The sequence below is a fragment of the Bacteroides sp. 1_1_14 genome (assembly GCF_000162515.1).
Taxonomy (GTDB): Bacteria; Bacteroidota; Bacteroidia; order Bacteroidales; family Bacteroidaceae; genus Bacteroides; species Bacteroides thetaiotaomicron.
Genome location: NZ_GG774705.1, coordinates 283,394 through 301,836 on the forward strand (window position 1 = coordinate 283,394; position 18,443 = coordinate 301,836).

Genomic DNA, 18,443 nt, shown 5'->3' on the forward strand with positions numbered 1-18,443 from the left:
GTCAAAATAAGTCATGGTTAACGTAATTGGCCTCGGCTACATTGGACTTCCTACAGCTCTGATGATGGCCTCGCATGGTGTTGAAGTTGTCGGCACTGATTATAACAAAGAACTCGTTGCAACTCTTAATGCAGGTAAGACGACCTTTAAGGAGGATGGTCTTGATGAACTTTTCAATGATGCAGTAAAAGCTGGCATTAAGTTTACCACTGAATATCAGAAGACTGACATGTACATCGTCAGTGTACCTACCCCTTATGACAAGTTCTCAAAGAAGGTTGACGCATGCTATGTTGTAGCAGCTATCAAGGAAGTGATGAAGATATGTCCTAAGGGAGCAACCGTTGTTGTTGAGTCAACAGTTAGCCCTGGTACTATGGACAATTTCGTACGTCCAGTAGTCGAGGAGAATGGCTTTAAGATTGGTGAAGACCTCCACCTTGTTCACGCACCTGAGCGCATTATTCCAGGTAATATGGTTTATGAGCTTCTCCACAATAATCGTACTATTGGTGCTGATTCCAAGGAAATTGGCGAGAAGGTAAAGCAGTACTATGTATCGTTCTGTCAGGGGGAAATCGTTGTTACTGACATCCGCTCTGCAGAGATGACCAAGGTTGTTGAGAATACCTTCCGTGCAGTCAACATTGCCTTTGCTAACGAGCTTGCACGCATCTGTCGTCATGATAATATGGACATTTACGAGATTATTAAGATTTGTAATATGCACCCACGTGTTAATATCCTTCAGCCAGGCCCAGGTGTAGGTGGTCACTGTATTTCTGTTGACCCATGGTTCCTTGTAGGTGATTACCCACGTCTTGCTAAGGTTATAGATGAGTCAATGAAGACAAACGACTCACAGCCTGAGTTTATCCTTAACCGTATCCATGAAATTATGAAGGAGAACAACATCGAGAATAACCGTAAGGTAGGTCTTTACGGCCTCACTTACAAGGAGAATGTCGATGACTATCGAGAGTCACCAACTCTCCAAATGCTTGAATTACAAGAGCGTCATCTTGCACGTCCACTTAAGTGTTATGACCCATTCCTCGTAGGAAACAAGATTGCAGAAAATCAGTACGATGACTTCGATGAGTTTCTTGTTGATATAGATATGGTTGTTATTATGGTTAAGCATGATCACATTAAGGGAAATTGGAATAAGCTGAAGGGCAAGGTTATTCTTGACTGCTTCAATATCTGTCCTCTTGAAGGCGTTTATCATATTTAATATTATAAGGATAACTGGCAACGCAGGTGGAACCAATGTTCGAAGTTCGATACTTCTTGCCAGTCTGATTTTCTTTACTTAAGAGTTCAAAAAACTATCAGTGAACTATCAATGAAAGAAAGATATAATTACATAGATTACTCTAAAGCCTTTGCAATTTTACTCGTGATTACAGGTCACATCTGTTTATTTTGTATAAATAGAGGTAATGTGAATAATGCTGACAACATGAGAATATATAGTTGGCTTACAGTTTTCCAAATGCCATTGTTCTTCTTTTTAAGTGGAATTGTTATCAAACATAAAGACTACTCAATAAAAGAAACAATTAAACATCTATATAAAAAGACAAGACAACTTTTAGTTCCATTTTTCTTGTTCGGTACAATTTTTACGTTATTTATTCATCAAGGTTTTTGTGAATTCATTACTCCAGTTATGAAACAAGGCTATTGGTATCTTCTGGTATTATTTGAGCTCTATCTTATTTATTATTTTTTTAATCCCATAAGTTTATTGTGTAAAAGCAAAATGTTTTCATTTGTTGTGGATTTGATATTCATTGTTCTTCTATACTCCATGCTCCAATTGTTAAACAAAGGAGTTGATTTAAATAGTTCATGTTGGCAGAACTATCTAAGTTTAATCCAAGTAAAAAGATATGCACCATTCTTTTTTGTAGCAATATTTTTAAGAAAATACGATGCGGTTAATACGCTTTTCAATAATAAATATATTATGTTAGCATCCCTTCTAATTGCTGTCATAACGGAGCTCTTGAAATGTTTTAATTTTAACATACATGCAATTGGTTATTGGTTACCATGGATTTATATAGTTCTCAGTATATCTATTATTATGAAACTTGAAGTTTTAGATAATAAGATGACACAACTGCTGTCGTTTATTGGTGCACATACACTTGATGTATACGTACTTCATTTCTTTATTGTAAGGAGTATAAGCATGGCATTTTTGTGTTCTTATTTCGATAATTATAATTATCTGATCTTAGAATTGTTAATTATTAGTCCTATTTCTATTCTCATCGCCGTCATATCGGTATATATTGGCAGGGTAATCAGAGCTAATAAAAGAATTGAGTCCTTCATCTTTTTTAGATAATAATTTGTGCCTAATAAAGAATCTATTTCAGTAGGAAAATCTGACATTATTTGGAGCTATATTGCCAAATTTTTAGGAATAGCATCTGGTTTATTAGTCCTGCCTTTTATTTTGAATCGATTGACGGCAGAGGAAATGGGGCTTAATTATTTGATGCTTACTATAGGATCCATGGTGTCATTGTTGGACTTTGGCTTTTCACCTCAATTCGGACGAAACATTACATATGTATTTAGTGGGGCTAAGGAGCTTGCAAAGGAGGGATTTTCAAAGAAGGAAGTTGATAGCAAACCTAGTTACAGGCTGGTTGCTACTGTTATAATCACGGCAAAGATGGTATACAAGCGGCTATCATTATTGGTACTCCTAATCATGTTAACTGCTGGTACATGGTATATCCATTATGTTACCGATGGGTTTAGTCAAGTGCCTAACACTCTCTTGATATGGATTATCTATTCCTTATCTGTATATTTCAATATATATTTCAATTACTATAGCAGTCTGCTCACAGGTCGAGGGTTAATTAAGGAGAATTCCATTTCAATAATCCTATCAAAGTTATCATATATTATGATTACGCTTGGTATGATATTTATGAATTGTGGTCTTCTTTCCATTGTTGTTGCTAACTTTATTTCTCCGTTCATTCAAAGATTCTATGCATACAAGATGTTTTATGGCAGAGGATTAAAAAAGTTACTACCTGTTGATATTAAAAAGGATGAAATACAGAAAACATTCTCTACTATTGGGTATAGCGCAAAGAAACTTGGTCTTACGTTTGTTGGTGCATACGTTGTCAATAAAATGAATATGTTTATTGTTGGCATCTATCTATCCTTGGAAGTAACTGCGTCGTATGGATTGATGGTTCAGCTTGGCACCACAATGGTAACAATGGCGTCTGTTTTCTTTGTTTCGTATCTTCCAGTGTTCTCAAACTACCAAGTGACCCGAGAATATCAGAAGTTGACTGAACTTCTCTCATTCACTATGATCATATTTTGGGCGTTAATGATTTGTGGTTGTATAGGAATGTTCTTTTTCGGAAACTGGTTGCTTGATTTAATAGGTTCTCAAACGACTCTACCATCAAGATGGATTTGCCTACTATATTTTCTATTCTCAACCCTTGAATTGAATCAGTCTAATTTTGCAACAATTATAGTTACTTCCAATCGAGTTCCTTTTGTTAAGCCTACATTGATTTCTGGTGCAGTAATTTTGGTTGGCACTTTTGTTGTACTCAAATTGACAACGTGGGGTATACTCGGTGTTGTGCTTGTTCAGGCTGTTGTTCAGTTATCATACAATGATTGGAAATGGCCAAAACAGGTGTTTGAAGAGCTTAATGTGAGTCTTTTGCAATTTGTTAAACTTGGAATAATCAAATGCAATACATTAATAAAAAGAACGAAATGAGTAAAAAACTTGGAATATTACTCGTCGAATCTCTTCCTCTTCCTCCTGTCAAGGGGGGGGCTGTTGAGAACTTGACGCAACTCATTATTGATAATAATGAGGATAGGCATGATTTGGATATCTATGTGTTTTCAAAATATGATGGTGCTGCGGCAGCTGAGGCAAAGCAATATCATAATACTCAATATAAATATTGCAATCCGTCAGGAATCTACGTTCTGATAGATATTTTACTCAAAGTTGTCAGACGTATCTGTAGGAATTATTTGCATATAAATACCCCTTCACTTTATGAGATAAAGGCATATCGCTATTTCAAGCAGCAGGGTATCAAGACATTGATTCTTGAAAACTGTCCTGCATACGCTCTATATCAAAATCGCAAGTCTGAGTTTGAACTTATTCAGCATTTGCATAACGATTATCTCAATGCATCAAGCAAAATAAACGATCTAATATTCCAACATACCCAAAGGATATTTACTGTGAGTAACTTTATTAAGTCTCGCTTGCAACCTATTGTGCCTTCTTCTATTCCAGTGGATGTTTGTCACAATGGTATAGACTTGCAACGGTTTGAGTTGCCTATAGAAACACAGAAGAAGCAAGAACTACAGAAAAGGTATGGTATCAGTTCTACTGATAGAGTAATAACATTCACTGGGCGATTAGTAAATAACAAGGGTGTTAAAGAGCTTATGCTTGCTTTTGAGAAGGTTTCAGCAAAACATAATGATGCGAAATTACTAATCGTTGGGGGGCAGTCATTCTCTAATAATGTTAAGGATGATTACGTCATTGACCTTGAATTTATAGCTTCTAGAATAGGAAATGGTGTCATTTTTACTGGATATGTAGATTACTCAGAGATTACTTCTTACCTACAACTCTCTACCATTGTTGTCGTACCATCTACAAGTTTTGAGGCTTTCCCCCTTTCTATACTCGAAGCAATGGCTGCTGGAATCCCAGTTGTCGTGTCCGATGCTGGTGGAACGCTTGAGGTGATTGACGAAAGATCAGGGATAGTTGTGAATCGTGGAGAAGGTTTAATTGATGGTCTATCAACGGCTATTGAAGACCTGTGCTTTGATGACGAAAAACTCCACAAAATGTCTGTTGCTGCAAAGCGAAGATCAAAAGTCTTCTCCGACAAGACTATGTATAATAGATTTGTGGATTTATTGAAATGAACCTACTTTATATTTACAGTTCAAATATCAATCCTACGCATGGGGGGGTACAGAGAGTGACAAAAGTTCTATGTGACTACTTCCGCACTCTAGGACATAATTGTTACTATCTTTCCTCTCAACCTACTAATGGTGGTATTAAGAACCAATATGTACTTCCCAATACAGAACTGCTGAATGAGCAGAATATCTACTATATCCAATCATTGTTGAAGGAACAAAAAATAGATGTGGTTGTGAATCAGGATGGATTGTACAAGAATCTGACTAAACTTGTGCATACTAGCTGCTACGGTCATGCCAAGATATTTACGGTAGCTCATAATTCTCTCCTTGCTCCCGTTACTAGTTTTACTATTGTTCGTTATTCTCTATTTAAGAAATTTCATCTCGCATGGCTACTCCCTTTGCTTAGAACGTCAGTTGTCAAGGGAGTGATGAATGCTATGTATAAAAAGAAATACAAACAGCATTATCAAGATATTCTTAAGTATTCCAATCAATTTGTACTACTTTCTAATGCATACAAGAAAGAACTTGCATTTTTCCTACCCGATTTCCCTCAAGACAAGGTATGTGCTATCTATAATCCTTGTACCATTGTATGCAAAGATGATGAGATAATAGAAAAAAAGAAGATTGTACTTTATGTTGGGCGCATCTCATTTGCTCAAAAACGTAATGATCTCCTACTGCATGTGTGGAAAAATATTGAGCTACAACATGCAGATTGGCAACTTAAGGTAGTTGGCGAAGGTGAAGATCTTCCAAGACTCAAAATTATGGCAAAAGAAATGAGTCTTACAAATATATCGTTCGAGGGTTTCAAATCTCCAGAGCCATATTACAAGGAGGCCTCTGTCTTCTGCTTAACTTCTGCATATGAGGGCTTTGGTCTGGTATTGGTGGAGGCTATGAGCTATGGTGTGGTACCTGTTGCTTTCAATAGCTACGGGGCAGCAGAAGATGTGATTGATAATTGTGTGAATGGATATCTTGTAAAGCCATTCGATAAGCAGGGGTATATAAAGATAGTTGAATACTTAATTGGAGATAAATTACGGTTGCTTGAAATGTCAACCCAATCGGTACTGAAAGCTAAAGCTTTTAGTGTTGATAATATTGGGAACCAGTGGGTAAAACTGTATCAGGAGAAGTAAAAATGGATAGATTATATAAGTTAAAATGTTGGATATATCCCCTTTCCTTTTTAGGTGCAGAAATGTTCTCGGCTTTCTGCGGAATTACAGGTTATAGACAGGAAGAAGGTAGTGCGTTGTACCTTTATTATATGATATCATTGTTTGCACTTTCATTGCTATTAGTTGTACATGATATTTTCATATTGGGTAAACCTTTTAGCAAGATGGTTTTATTAATCCCAATTATATTTACTGCATGTTATTTTTCTGATATTAGTTCTGAATCGCCTCCTTTAGAATGGACAAAAAAGGCTTATCAGTTTTTTTTATTCTTTTCGCTGTCACCAATGTTAATTGCTAGCTTAATTGCAAAAAACAATAGTATTGAAGGTATGTATAAATACTTAGATGTTATCTTGATTATTCTTGGTATAGGAATGATAGCAAGATTGCCTAAGATGATGATGCTAGGAGAATTAATAGAAGGTTATAATGGCATTTCTTACCAGTCAGCACTTGCCTTTGGAGCTATATATTATGGTTTATTGTCGAAACGAGAAGATAGATTTAAATTTCTAAAAAACAAAGTCTTTAAGTTAGTAAGTATCGTAATGTGTGTGCTGCTTCCTTTAACATGTCTTTCTTCTGGAGGAAGAGGTGGCGTAGTCTTTCTATTTGCATTAGCGGGGCTGATTAGTTTAATCTTTGTCAAGAAAAGAAATATATTTAAGGTCCTGTTTTTTGTCCTTCCGTTGGGTTTACTAGGAGTTGTCATTATATTTGATCTTGTTCAAAATTCAGTTCTTGAAAATACTTTTAATAGAGGTATGGATCGTGCCTTTTCCTATATTTCTTCAAGCGGTATTGATATGGCACAAACATCTAATCGTGATATTGTATTTGAATTAGCACAAAAGAATATTGAGGCAAATCGATATACTGGTTATGGAATCTTTCATACTATTGGTGCATTTGGATATCCTCATAATATCTTTTTAGAAATTCTGGAAGGCGGTGGAATTTTCTATTTTGCATTTTGGATAATAATACTAATTATAAGTATAAAAAGAGCATATTTTATAATAAAAATAGAACGAAATCTTTTGTTCCTAGTACCCTTGTTTATATATCCGTTTGTAAATCTTTTATTCTCAGGATCATATCTTATGACTGGTATGTTTTGGTTTGTTCTTGTATTCGTTTTAATCTATAAACCGCAACAATATTGAATAATGGCAAAAGTATTAATCCTTCAAAACGAAATATCTGCGTATAATGTATCAACCTACAATTGTATTTCAGAACTTCACGAACTGACGGTTGCATATTACTCAAAAGATAAATCGTCAATTCCATGTAGTTTTCAAAAACATAAACTAAATTACATAAAGATCAAGTCTATAATTTTAGTTAGTGACTTAAAATCTCTTTGTAAACAATTTGATGTTGTCATATTTGTACCAGATTTCCATGTACCAGCTTATTGTTTATTGCCATTTGGTAATAGACGATATAAAGTAATCTCATGGAGTATTGGTTTCCGAGTGTCTTATGTCCATCCGTACATTACCTACAGAAAACACAATTTGTTGGATAGGTTTTTCCAAAAAGTGTTATCAGTATGTGATGCTAATATCTTCTATATAAATAAGTCACGAGAATTTTGGAAGAACACTAATTTACGGATGGACAATATATTTGAAGCAATCAATACTACCGATGTAGAGAAAATAGAATTCAAACCTGAGCTAAAGAAAGACTTTCTTTTTATAGGGACGCTTTATAAAGGAAAAGGGCTCGATTTGCTGCTTGAGGCTTACAATAAGTTCTACAAACAGAGTTCATGCAATACAAAATTGCGAATTGTTGGTGCAGGTTCTGAACGAGAAGTGTTGGAACAATATGTTAAAGATAATGGACTTCAAGACAATGTTGCTTTTCATGGAGCAATCTATGATGAGAAGGAAATTTTGAAGATCTTCCAACAGTCATTGCTGTGCTTTTCTCCGACACAAGCCGGTTTGTCTGTTCCAAAAAGTATGGGTTATGGCGTTCCGTTCGTCTCACGCAAGGATGCTATTACTGGTGGAGAAATCTATCATATACAGAATGGCGTAAATGGTATAATGTATGAGAAGGACGAAGATCTCTCGGCAATTATGTTAGATGCTTTTGAAAATCGTATTAAATATATCGATATGGGACGCAGGGCAATGGATTATTATTATAGTAAAGCGACTAATGAGATTAAAGCTGAAGGAGTGATAGATGCAATTAACTATGTAATTAGCTAATCACAATGATGAAGAATATAGCGATTATTAATAATGTAGATTTTGGTAGCACTGGACAGATATCACTAAATCTCCATCGGAATTTATTAGCTAAGGGATATCGATCATATTTTTGCTATGGTCGTGGTGCATCTCCAACTAATTCGTCTATGAAAAAAATAGGTAGTTTCTTATCTGTTAATATTCATGCTTTGATGGTTCGCATGACAGGACGACAGGGATTTTATTCTAGTTCTTCAACAACCAAACTTTTACGATTCTTCTCAAAAGCCAATATTGACACAATATACATAGTTTGTATTCATGGATACTATTTGAATGAGTATAAATTGTATAAATATGTGGCAGATAATAATATTGCTTTAGTTCACATAATGATAGACGAATATGCTTATGGTGGCAAGTGTGCATATAATAATGGTTGCAATCGTTATTTTTGGGGGTGCGGTAACTGCCCAAATAAGGCTTCATATCCAACTAGTCTCATTTTGGATGGATCAAAAGCAGTGTTTAAAATGAAACAAAAAGCGTACCAAATGTTATCAAAAGCTGCTTTTGTCGGTCCACGTTTTGTTGTCGAAAAAGCGAAAGAGTCTCCCTTGCTGCAAAATGCTAAAATTGTGGAATTAGATGAATCTATTGATATGGATATATACTATCCTAGAAATACAGATAATCTGTATAGTGAACTTGGAATAAGTGATAATAAAATCGTTATCACCTGTATTGCGCCATTTAATAATACAGTGAATGACCGTAAAGGATGTCGATTCTTTATCGAACTAGCAAGAAGATTTGAAAGCAATAATAACTACATATTTATTCATGTAGGATATATGTGTGAGGATAAATCATTTTTGCCAAAGAATTATATTCCAATTGGATTTATTCGTGACCAAAATAAACTGGCAGAGTATTTTTCTATCGGAGATTTATTTGTTTTCCCAAGTTTATTAGATACAATGCCAAATGCTTGTTTAGACTCATTGGCATGTGGTGTTCCCTTATTATGTTTTGATATATCTGGAATGCCTTATGTTTCAGATAATACTGTCGGCACCTTTGTGGAGGCACGTAATGTGACGGAATTACAAAAGGTTGTACAGAAAACTGTAAAGAAGAATAGCGACATTATTCAAAGGTGCAGAAGTTATGCATTGTCGAGATATGATTCAAAAAAATACAATGAGAGATTGATGCAAATTGGTGAATATTTAAATAAAATATAATTATGATTCCATTTAATAAACCCTATTGTTCTGGTCGTGAACTGAAATATATGGAGGAAGTTTGTCATTCTACAACAATGTCAGGTAATGGTGATTTTACAAAGAAGTGTCATACTTTTTTTGAGGAGAAGTATGGCTTCAAGAAGTGTCTGTTGACTACATCAGGTACCGATGCACTTGAAATGTGCGCAATGCTTTGTAATCTCCAGCCAGGTGATGAGGTAATTATCCCTTCATACACTTTCGTATCTACCGCTCTTGCATTTCTTCGTGAGGATACGAAGGTGATCTTTGCAGATTCAAGTAAAGAGACTCCTAATATGGAGGTCGCACAGATTGAACCATTGATTACAGAAAAAACTAAGGTCATTGCAGTGGTACATTATGCAGGTGTTGCATGCGATATGGATGTTATTATGGCATTGGCTGAGAAGTATAACCTTCTTGTAGTTGAGGATGCAGCACATTGTGTAGATAGCTTCTACAAGGATAAGCCCCTTGGTGGTATCGGTCATCTTGGGGCATTCTCTTTTCACGAGACAAAAAATATCAGTAGTGGAGAAGGTGGTATGCTTGTAGTGAATGATGATCGTTTCATTCGTCGTGCAGAAATTCTTTGGGAGAAGGGAACCAATCGTGCAGAGTTCTATCGTGGTATGGTCAACAAATACGGATGGGTGGACATGGGTTCCAGTTTTCTTCCTTCTGAGTTCAATGCTGCATTTCTATGGGCACAGTTGGAGCAATTGGATGACATTCAGGATAAGCGCAAGCATATTTGGGAAATGTACTACAATGGCTTGAACGGTAAGGTTGGTGATATGGTTCGTCTTCCATTTATTCCTGAGTATGCTACAAACAACGGACACATGTTCTATCTCCTTTGCCCATCACTGGAGTATCGTATAGCTCTGATGACATACCTTAAGGAGAATGATGTACAGACAACATTCCATTATTTGCCTCTTCATAGCAGTAAGTACTATGCAGACAAGTATTATGGTGCTGAATTGCCAAATTGTGACTATTATAGCGATTGCCTTGTTCGTCTGCCTCTGTATTATGAGTTGACAGACTTGGAGGTTAAGAAGATAATTAAACACATTATTGAGTTCTGCTCAAAGAACTAAAAAGCACATCCTTACCTGAAGACAATAAGTATAGCGAGATTCGAATTCTCGGTGAGGAACCAATAATCGTAACAATATTATGAAAGGTATAGTTTTAGCGGGAGGCTCAGGAACGCGCCTTTACCCAATTACTAAAGGCATCTCTAAGCAACTCATGCCTATTTACGATAAGCCGATGGTATATTACCCAATTTCGGTATTGATGCTGGCAGGTATTCGTGACATACTGATAGTATCAACACCATTTGACCTTCCGGGATTCAAACGACTCTTGGGAGATGGCTCTGATTACGGTGTTCATTTTGAGTATGCTGAACAACCATCGCCTGATGGCCTTGCACAGGCTTTTACCATTGGTAAGGACTTTATAGGTGATGATTCTGTTTGTCTTGTTTTAGGCGACAACGTATTCTTTGGTAGTGGTTTTACGGATATGCTGAAAGATGCAGTTCGTACTGCTGACGAAGAACACAAAGCTACTGTCTTTGGCTATTGGGTAAACGATCCAAAACGTTATGGAGTAGCTGAATTCGATCGTAATGGTAATTGTCTATCAATCGAAGAGAAGCCAGTAAAGCCCAAGAGCAACTATGCAGTTGTGGGATTGTATTTCTATCCAAACAAAATTGTTGATGTAGCATCAAAGATACAGCCGTCAGCACGAGGAGAATATGAGATAACTACAGTTAACCAGTGGTTCTTGAATGACAGGGAATTGAAAGTTCAGATTCTTGGTCGTGGATTTGCATGGCTGGATACAGGTACACATGATTCTCTTTCTGAAGCATCGACCTACATTGAGGTTGTTGAGAAACGTCAAGGATTGAAAATCGCATGTCTCGAAGCAATCGCCTACCGTAAAGGTTGGATTAGTGAAGAGCGCATGCGTGAACTTGCACAACCAATGATTAAGAATCAATACGGTCAGTATCTTTTCAAGGTTATTGACGAAATGAAGCAAGACATTAATTCAACTAATATACTTGATAAAGTGGGGAAATAAGATGAAAAAATATAGTAATCACTGGTAGTGTCGGTTTCATAAGCTCACTCGTTGTACATTTGTTTGTGAACAAATCCCTAAAGTTATAACATCATCAATTAGGATAAATTTACGCATGTAGGTAGCTGGGCTAATCTGAAAGAAATAGAAGACAAGCCTAACTATAAGTTTGTGAAGATGGATATTTGCGACTTCAATGCATTCCTAAATAATGAGGCTTGGATGGATAGCATTACAAGTGGTGAATATAAGAGATATTATAATGTAATATGTGGTGAAAGATCGTAATGGAAATGCTTTTAAGGACAATATTCTTATTTTTAAACTACTTGAAATATCGTTTAAAATATAAGGATAATATTTGGTTTCGTGGATTTGCTGTGATTTATGCAGAGAAGGGTTCATCAATAACATTTAGTAAGGTAGGTCGCTCTAACATATTCTCACACCCATTTAGCAATATGATTGGTCTTTCGCAAAGATGTATCATTGTTGCAAGAATGGGTGGTAAGATAAATATAGGATCTCATGTCTGTATGAGTGGATGCACACTCTACTCCATAGATTCAATAACTGTAGGTGACCATACTGATATTGGTAGTGGGTGTAAGATTATCGATAATGATTTCCATCCTCTATCATATAGTCAGCGTTCTCCAGTTGAACGTTTAGATTTAGTCAAACATCGTCCTATTACCATCGGTGAGGGGTGCTTCATTGGGGCAAACTCAATCATTCTGAAAGGTACTACTCTCGGTAAGAATGTGGTGGTAGGAGCTGGCAGTGTGGTGTGTGGATCATTTCCTAATAACGTAATAATTGCTGGTAATCCTGCAAGAATAATAAAGGAGAATGAGCAATAAGTAATGATTTTTACTTAGTGAAATGATAGCATTGCTTTGGCTTCATTTAATAAAATCTAAGATTTAATGGGCGTTAATTATCTCAAGTGTGCATACATCCAAGAATAAAGGAGATTTAAATAACTAGCGTAGAAATTGGACGTTTACCGAAGTATGCTACAACATTCTTGAGGATATTATTGCTATATGGTGAGCACTTATTTTATCATTATGAAAAAACTTTTAATGCTTGGAGGTGGTTTCCTTCAAAATTTTGTTATTAAAAAAGCACGTGAAATGGGCTATTATGTTTTTTGCTTAGATGCGGACCCAAATGCATTGGGCTTTTTGTCAGCAAATGAACATGCAGTTATCAATATTGTGGATGAAGAAGCATGTCTTGCATATGCTCGTGGAAAAAATGTAGATGGCGTGCTTACAGCGGCGACTGATTATGGTGTACTTACTATGAGCTATATTGCTCAAGAACTAGAACTGCCAGGAATTAATTATGAAGCAGCTAAAAGAATAAGGAATAAAGCAGCTGTTAGAAAATGCCTTTTTGATGCAAAAGCTGATGATACAGGATATTCTTATGAGATACATAATGTAGAGGAAGCTGAAAAGTATAAGAATGGTATTAAATATCCTGTTATGGTCAAACCGTGTGATGGTTCTGGTAGTAGAGGGGCGTCAAGAGTTGATAGGGGTGAGGATTTGATTGAGGCTTGTGAACTTGCTATAAATAGTTCTATAACCCATAGAGCAGTGGCTGAACCATTTATTGTAGGTCGTGAATATGGTGTAGAGTCATTTGTAGATAATGGGAAAATTTATGTATTGGCAGTAATGCAGAAAGATATGACATTACCTCCATATTATGCAGAGCTGGGACACGCTATACCTTCTGGTCTTTCCTTATCCTTAGAGAATAAGGTAAAAGGATGCGTAAAGAATGCTCTTATAGCTCTTGGAGTTAATCATGGCTCTGTAAATATGGATTTGTTGATAAACAGTAAAGGTCAAGTACATATTGTGGATATTGGTGCTCGTATGGGAGGGAATCTGATTGGTTCTCATATAATACCGACAGGTACAGGTATTGATTACATGGGCAATATGATTAAAGCTGCTGTTGGTGATGAAACTAACTGGACTCCAGCCACATCTCCGCAGCCAGTCGCTACGAAACTTCTTGCTCTAAAACCAGGGATAGTTAAAGTTCTCCCTGATTTTGTTAAAATCGAGACTGAATTTAATGTAATAGTGGAACATCATCTTCATGTTGGAGATTCTATCACACCATATAGGACTAATCTTGATGGTTGTGGCTATGTTATAGTTAAAAGGTCTGATATCCGGGATGCATTAGCTAAAGCTGATGAAATAAAGAATATTATAGATATAAATATTTTTAGAGAATAATGAAGAAAATTCTAGTTGTTGGGGCTTCTAATTATCAGGTTCCTGCAATACAACGAGTTCGTCAATTGGGATATGAAGCCTATTGTGTCGATTATAAAGAAGGTCAGCCAGGATTCACACATGCAAATGGCTATCAAATTATTGATGTAAAAGATAAAGAAGCTTGTTTGGCTTATGCTCGGAGACTTAATATTAATGGTGTGTTGACTTGGGGAGCGACGTTGTCTTTGCCGACAGTTAGTTACATTGGCGAAAAATTGGGGTTACCTTGTATGCCGATAGAGACATCTAATATATCAATGAACAAGTATCAAATCCGTAAGCGGTTGAATGAATACGGGTTGAATTCAGGAGGAGAGATTTTTGAAATACGCAATAAGGAAGAGATTAATAAACATTTATTAAAGATTCCTTGTGTGGTGAAACCAAGCGATGGTTCTGGGAGTAAAGGTGTAAAGATAGTGTTTGATAATTCAGAGCTAGAGTCTGCAATCCAATATGCTTTTGAAGAGTCCCGGAACAATGAAATTTATGTCGAACCTTTTATTTCAGGAGAAGAGTTTAGCGTAGAGGCTTATGTTTGTCAAAGAGAAGTTTACATATATTCTATTATGAAAACCGAATTCAGATGGCATGAGTTTTTTCCAGAATATAGCCAAACTACTTACTTAGATGTTTCACAAGATATGGAATTTTTAATTGAAGAAGAGATTAAGACCGCGGTAAAGGCTCTTGGTCTAAATTTTGGACCAGTTAATTTTGATTTGATAGTTTCTTCATTAGATGGTAAACCCTATATCATTGATGTTGGTATACGTAATGGGCAAAATTTAATATCATCTCATATTGTTCCTTATTCGAGAGGTGTAGACGAATTGAATAATAATATAAATTTATGTTTGGGACAAAAAATCAATCCTGTTCCAATTTATAAAAAGTATATAGCTTCTCGATTGATTATTTATAAACCTGGTTTAATTAAGAAGCTTAGACCGATAGATAAGCTTATTGGCAAGAATAATATAGTGGATATAATTCTTCGTAAGAAGGTTGGAGATGTCTTACCTTCGTATCAAACCAAAGCTGATATTTGTGGCTGGATATTGACTGAAGGGGCTACCCCAGAAGAGGCTCGTGCTTGGGGGGGGGAAAGGATGGGAAACTTTGAAAGATTACATCATTATAGAATCATAGATAAAATGTATACCAAATTTATCAAAACTATCAGCGATAGGCTTATCGCATTTTTTTTTATTTCCATTTTTTTTGTATTATTTGGATTTGTGTAGCCATTGCTATTAAAATGGAGGATGGCGGTCCCATATTTTTTATGGCTGAGCGTATCGGTAAAAATAGCAAGAAATTTCATATGTATAAGTTTCGGTCGATGAAAGTAAATGCCAAAAATATAATTAATTCTGATGGAAGTACTTATAACTCCAAGAATGATCTTCGCGTTACCAAAGTTGGCAAATTTCTTAGAACTACTAGTTTGGATGAGACAGCTCAAATATTTAATATACTTAAAGGTGAGATGAGCCTTATCGGTCCTCGTGCAAGTGGATGGAGTGCCTTAGATAGTTATCAACTTGATGAGGTTGATAAGATGAAAGTAAAACCTGGTTTGACTGGATATACGCAAGCCTACTATAGAAACAGCATAGGTGTACGAGAAAAAAGATTAATGGATGCTTGGTATGCTAATAATATTAGTTTTTGGCTTGATATGAAGATCTTTCTTAAAACAATTGTGACAGTATTAAAACACGAAAATATTTATACGAACTAAAATGAGAATATTGCTTTTGCCGTCATATTTTTTACCAGAAGGAGTTGCAAGCCCTTATATTAGCTGGAATCGGAATCAAGCTTTTATTGATGCAGGTTGGAGTATAGTTGTATTTACTCCATTACCATCCCGTGACATTACTTCTGAGGTCAGAAATGAGTATAAGAAAAAGAGAATGGAGACGATGTTTGATGGTAAAATGGTTGTTCATCGTTTTAGTTTAATGCCGGAAGGAAAAAATTCCCTTATTAGGGCTTTTAGATATTTTGTACAGAATTTGAAACAGTTCAGAAAAGCTGTTTTTACGAAGGATGGAAGGTCGTGTGATGTCATGTTGATTGCTAGTACACCTCCTACTCAAGGCGCAATGGCTGCAATAGTGAAACTCTTCACAAAGAAACCATTTGTGTATAATTTGCAAGATATTTTCCCGGATTCTCTTATTGGGGCAGGTATGACTCATAAGGGAAGTCTTTTATGGAAGTTTGGTCGTATTGTAGAGAACTTTACTTATAAGCATGCGGACAAGATAATTGTTATTTCGGAAGGTTTCAAGAGAAATATCATGGCTAAAGGTGTACCTGAAGAGAAAATTGTAGTTGTCTACAATTGGGTGGATCAGAATGCAGTGAAGAATGTTGCCCGAAAGGATAATAAGTTGTTTGATAAGTATCATTTGGATAGAAATAAGTTTTATATCACTTATAGTGGAAATATAGGTCTGACCCAGAATATGGATTTGCTGCTTGATGTTGCAAAAGGTTTGGAAGACAATGAGGAAATACAATTTGTATTGATTGGAGAGGGTGCTTATAAGGAGCAGGTCAAAGAAATCATAGATCGAGATAATATCAAGAATGTTACTCTTCTACCTTTTCAACCATACGAAGATATTAGCCATGTGTTTAGCTTGGGAGATGTGGGTATCATTATCTCTAAACCGGGTGTGGGTGAAAACTCAGTGCCAAGCAAGACTTGGAGCATAATGTCAGCATCGAGACCGGTACTGGCGAACTTTGATGAGAATGAGATTAAGACTATTCTTAGTGAGAACGAATGTGGTGTGTTTACGAAAGCCGGTGACAAGCAGGCATTTACAGATGCAATTCTTGAGCTTTGCCGGAATAGGGAGATGTGCCGGAAATATGGTGAGAATGGTCGAAAGTTTGTAATGGAAAATCTGACAAGGGAGATTGGCACGCAAAAATATATAGACGTTATAAAGAGTGTGGCGAAAGGTTAGTTTGGCTAAGCAGAAATGCTGATAAATAAAAGTGAATAGTTTTATAAAAGTATAATTCAACTATGAATATGAAGTTAAGGAATATTCCGTTTTCTCCCCCTGATATGAGCGATGCGGAAATCGAGATGGTAGCGGAAGCACTGCGTTCCGGTTGGATCACTACAGGTCCGAAGACAAAGGAATTTGAACAGCTGATTGCTATGTGTTGTGGTACGGAGAAGGCGGTATGTTTGAACTCGGCTACGGCTTGTATGGAATCAATCTTGAGAGCCTTGGGTGTAGGACCGGGTGATGAGGTGATTACCAGTGCATATACATATACCGCAACGGCAAGTATTACTTGCCACGTTGGTGCAAAGGTGGTGATGGTGGATACGAAGCCTGGGTCGTTTGAAATGGATTACGACAAGATGGCTGATGCTATCACTGAGCGTACAAAAGTGGTTATTCCCGTTGATCTGGCCGGTATCGTGTGTGACTATGATAAGATATTTGAGGTGGTGGAGAGTAAGAAATATCTCTTTAAGCCAGCTAATGATATTCAGAATGCATATGGCAGAGTGATTGTGATGGCTGATGCCGCTCATGCATTTGGAGCAAGACGTAATGGAAAGATGTGTGGCGCGATTGCTGACTTTACATCATTCTCATTCCATGCGGTGAAAAACCTGACTACGGCTGAAGGTGGTGCGTTGACTTGGGTGAACCGTGAGGGGTTGGACAACAATACACTGTATAAGCAGTTTCAACTGTTAAGTCTGCATGGACAGAACAAAGATGCACTGGCTAAGACGCAGCTGGGTGCATGGGAATATGATATCATTGCTCCTTTTTATAAATGTAACATGACGGATGTGATGTCAGGTATCGGACTGGCGCAACTAAAGCGTTATCCGGAGATGTTACGTCGCAGACGTGAGATAATAGGTCTGTATAATGAGGGAGTGAAGGGTACTTGTATTATTCCGTTGAATCATTATCCTGATAATGATGAGGGAACGTCTTCGAGTGGTCACCTGTATATCTGCCGATTGGAGGGTAAAACTATTGAGGAACGTAATGCGATTATCATCAAAATGGCAGAGCGGGGCATTGCTTGCAATGTACACTATAAGCCGTTGCCGATGATGACAGCGTATAAAGCACTGGGATTTGATATTAAAGATTATCCTAATGCATATGAGATGTATCATAATGAGATAACGTTACCGCTACATACTAGACTTACAGATAATGATGTGGCGTATGTAATTGAAAATTTTGTAGATATTGTAAAGAGTCACTAATAAGAGTCTGTTCGAAAGGAAGATTATATATTGTAAATAAGATAAAAGTTTTGATTAATGAGTAAAATAAAAAGGTAGCC

At 36.4% G+C, this 18,443-nt stretch carries 16 protein-coding genes and 1 pseudogene; all 17 read left to right on the forward strand.

Annotated elements, in window-relative coordinates; translation table 11 throughout:
* Positions 1-13: 13 nt before the first annotated feature.
* The 17 genes and pseudogenes from HMPREF9007_RS13810 (at position 14) to HMPREF9007_RS13735 (ending at position 18,363) form a co-directional block, all read left to right on the forward strand.
* Positions 14-1,237 (forward strand): nucleotide sugar dehydrogenase, encoded by a 1,224-nt coding sequence (locus HMPREF9007_RS13810; RefSeq protein ID WP_008761438.1) that lies wholly within the window; start codon positions 14-16, stop codon positions 1,235-1,237.
* A gap of 111 nt (positions 1,238-1,348) precedes the next feature.
* Entirely contained in the window at positions 1,349-2,362 is a 1,014-nt protein-coding gene (locus HMPREF9007_RS13805) for an acyltransferase (protein ID WP_008761439.1), read from the forward strand.
* Positions 2,363-2,368: 6 nt separating this feature from the next.
* The gene (gene wzx / locus HMPREF9007_RS13800; protein ID WP_008761440.1) at positions 2,369-3,787 is read left to right on the forward strand and encodes an O-unit flippase-like protein; all 1,419 of its coding nucleotides are present in this window, start codon (positions 2,369-2,371) and stop codon (positions 3,785-3,787) included.
* Positions 3,784-4,980, forward strand: coding sequence for a glycosyltransferase family 4 protein (locus HMPREF9007_RS13795; protein WP_008761441.1), 1,197 nt, complete (start codon positions 3,784-3,786; stop codon positions 4,978-4,980). The genes wzx and HMPREF9007_RS13795 overlap by 4 nt, the downstream gene beginning before the upstream one ends.
* A 56-nt stretch (positions 4,981-5,036) precedes the next feature.
* A complete protein-coding gene (locus HMPREF9007_RS13790) occupies positions 5,037-6,140 on the forward strand; it encodes a glycosyltransferase (RefSeq protein ID WP_165000521.1) in 1,104 nt (367 codons plus the stop codon).
* Positions 6,113-7,351: an O-antigen ligase family protein gene (locus HMPREF9007_RS13785; RefSeq protein ID WP_129593461.1), complete on the forward strand. Its 1,239-nt coding sequence runs from the start codon at positions 6,113-6,115 to the stop codon at positions 7,349-7,351. The genes HMPREF9007_RS13790 and HMPREF9007_RS13785 overlap by 28 nt, the downstream gene beginning before the upstream one ends.
* Before the next feature lie 3 nt (positions 7,352-7,354).
* Positions 7,355-8,416 (forward strand): glycosyltransferase, encoded by a 1,062-nt coding sequence (locus HMPREF9007_RS13780; protein WP_008761444.1) that lies wholly within the window; start codon positions 7,355-7,357, stop codon positions 8,414-8,416.
* Between the two features lie 5 nt (positions 8,417-8,421).
* On the forward strand, positions 8,422-9,645 hold the full coding sequence (locus tag HMPREF9007_RS13775) for a glycosyltransferase (RefSeq protein ID WP_128567829.1): 1,224 nt from the start codon (positions 8,422-8,424) through the stop codon (positions 9,643-9,645).
* 2 nt (positions 9,646-9,647) lie between these two features.
* On the forward strand, positions 9,648-10,775 hold the full coding sequence (rffA, locus tag HMPREF9007_RS13770) for a dTDP-4-amino-4,6-dideoxygalactose transaminase (RefSeq protein WP_008761446.1): 1,128 nt from the start codon (positions 9,648-9,650) through the stop codon (positions 10,773-10,775).
* Positions 10,776-10,854: 79 nt separating this feature from the next.
* On the forward strand, positions 10,855-11,778 hold the full coding sequence (gene rfbA, locus HMPREF9007_RS13765; protein ID WP_008761447.1) for a glucose-1-phosphate thymidylyltransferase RfbA: 924 nt from the start codon (positions 10,855-10,857) through the stop codon (positions 11,776-11,778).
* Positions 11,779-11,789: 11 nt separating this feature from the next.
* Positions 11,790-11,976, forward strand: a pseudogene (locus HMPREF9007_RS27675) (GDP-mannose 4,6-dehydratase); the annotation flags it as partial.
* Positions 11,977-12,065: 89 nt separating this feature from the next.
* On the forward strand, positions 12,066-12,641 hold the full coding sequence (locus tag HMPREF9007_RS13760; RefSeq protein ID WP_008761448.1) for an acyltransferase: 576 nt from the start codon (positions 12,066-12,068) through the stop codon (positions 12,639-12,641).
* 210 nt (positions 12,642-12,851) lie between these two features.
* On the forward strand, positions 12,852-14,045 hold the full coding sequence (locus HMPREF9007_RS13755; protein WP_032850391.1) for an ATP-grasp domain-containing protein: 1,194 nt from the start codon (positions 12,852-12,854) through the stop codon (positions 14,043-14,045).
* Positions 14,045-15,334: an ATP-grasp domain-containing protein gene (locus HMPREF9007_RS27680; protein ID WP_008761450.1), complete on the forward strand. Its 1,290-nt coding sequence runs from the start codon at positions 14,045-14,047 to the stop codon at positions 15,332-15,334. The genes HMPREF9007_RS13755 and HMPREF9007_RS27680 overlap by 1 nt, the downstream gene beginning before the upstream one ends.
* Positions 15,335-15,348: 14 nt before the next feature.
* On the forward strand, positions 15,349-15,834 hold the full coding sequence (locus tag HMPREF9007_RS13745) for a sugar transferase (RefSeq protein WP_008761451.1): 486 nt from the start codon (positions 15,349-15,351) through the stop codon (positions 15,832-15,834).
* 1 nt (position 15,835) lies between these two features.
* Positions 15,836-17,077 (forward strand): glycosyltransferase family 4 protein, encoded by a 1,242-nt coding sequence (locus tag HMPREF9007_RS13740; RefSeq protein ID WP_008761452.1) that lies wholly within the window; start codon positions 15,836-15,838, stop codon positions 17,075-17,077.
* A gap of 68 nt (positions 17,078-17,145) precedes the next feature.
* The gene (locus HMPREF9007_RS13735) at positions 17,146-18,363 is read left to right on the forward strand and encodes a DegT/DnrJ/EryC1/StrS family aminotransferase (RefSeq protein ID WP_008761453.1); all 1,218 of its coding nucleotides are present in this window, start codon (positions 17,146-17,148) and stop codon (positions 18,361-18,363) included.
* The last annotated feature ends 80 nt before the right edge of the window (positions 18,364-18,443 follow it).

Excerpts from the sequence above, each read along its gene's own strand:
- HMPREF9007_RS13810 (WP_008761438.1), top strand. The coding sequence starts at position 14 with ATGGTTAACGTAATTGGCCTCGGCTACATTGGACTTCCTACAGCTCTG.
- HMPREF9007_RS13805 (WP_008761439.1), top strand. The coding sequence starts at position 1,349 with ATGAAAGAAAGATATAATTACATAGATTACTCTAAAGCCTTTGCAATT.
- HMPREF9007_RS13795 (WP_008761441.1), top strand. The coding sequence starts at position 3,784 with ATGAGTAAAAAACTTGGAATATTACTCGTCGAATCTCTTCCTCTTCCT.
- HMPREF9007_RS13780 (WP_008761444.1), top strand. The coding sequence starts at position 7,355 with ATGGCAAAAGTATTAATCCTTCAAAACGAAATATCTGCGTATAATGTA.
- HMPREF9007_RS13775 (WP_128567829.1), top strand. The coding sequence starts at position 8,422 with ATGATGAAGAATATAGCGATTATTAATAATGTAGATTTTGGTAGCACT.
- rffA (WP_008761446.1), top strand. The coding sequence starts at position 9,648 with ATGATTCCATTTAATAAACCCTATTGTTCTGGTCGTGAACTGAAATAT.
- rfbA (WP_008761447.1), top strand. The coding sequence starts at position 10,855 with ATGAAAGGTATAGTTTTAGCGGGAGGCTCAGGAACGCGCCTTTACCCA.
- HMPREF9007_RS13760 (WP_008761448.1), top strand. The coding sequence starts at position 12,066 with ATGGAAATGCTTTTAAGGACAATATTCTTATTTTTAAACTACTTGAAA.
- HMPREF9007_RS13755 (WP_032850391.1), top strand. The coding sequence starts at position 12,852 with ATGAAAAAACTTTTAATGCTTGGAGGTGGTTTCCTTCAAAATTTTGTT.
- HMPREF9007_RS27680 (WP_008761450.1), top strand. The coding sequence starts at position 14,045 with ATGAAGAAAATTCTAGTTGTTGGGGCTTCTAATTATCAGGTTCCTGCA.
- HMPREF9007_RS13745 (WP_008761451.1), top strand. The coding sequence starts at position 15,349 with ATGGAGGATGGCGGTCCCATATTTTTTATGGCTGAGCGTATCGGTAAA.
- HMPREF9007_RS13740 (WP_008761452.1), top strand. The coding sequence starts at position 15,836 with ATGAGAATATTGCTTTTGCCGTCATATTTTTTACCAGAAGGAGTTGCA.
- HMPREF9007_RS13735 (WP_008761453.1), top strand. The coding sequence starts at position 17,146 with ATGAAGTTAAGGAATATTCCGTTTTCTCCCCCTGATATGAGCGATGCG.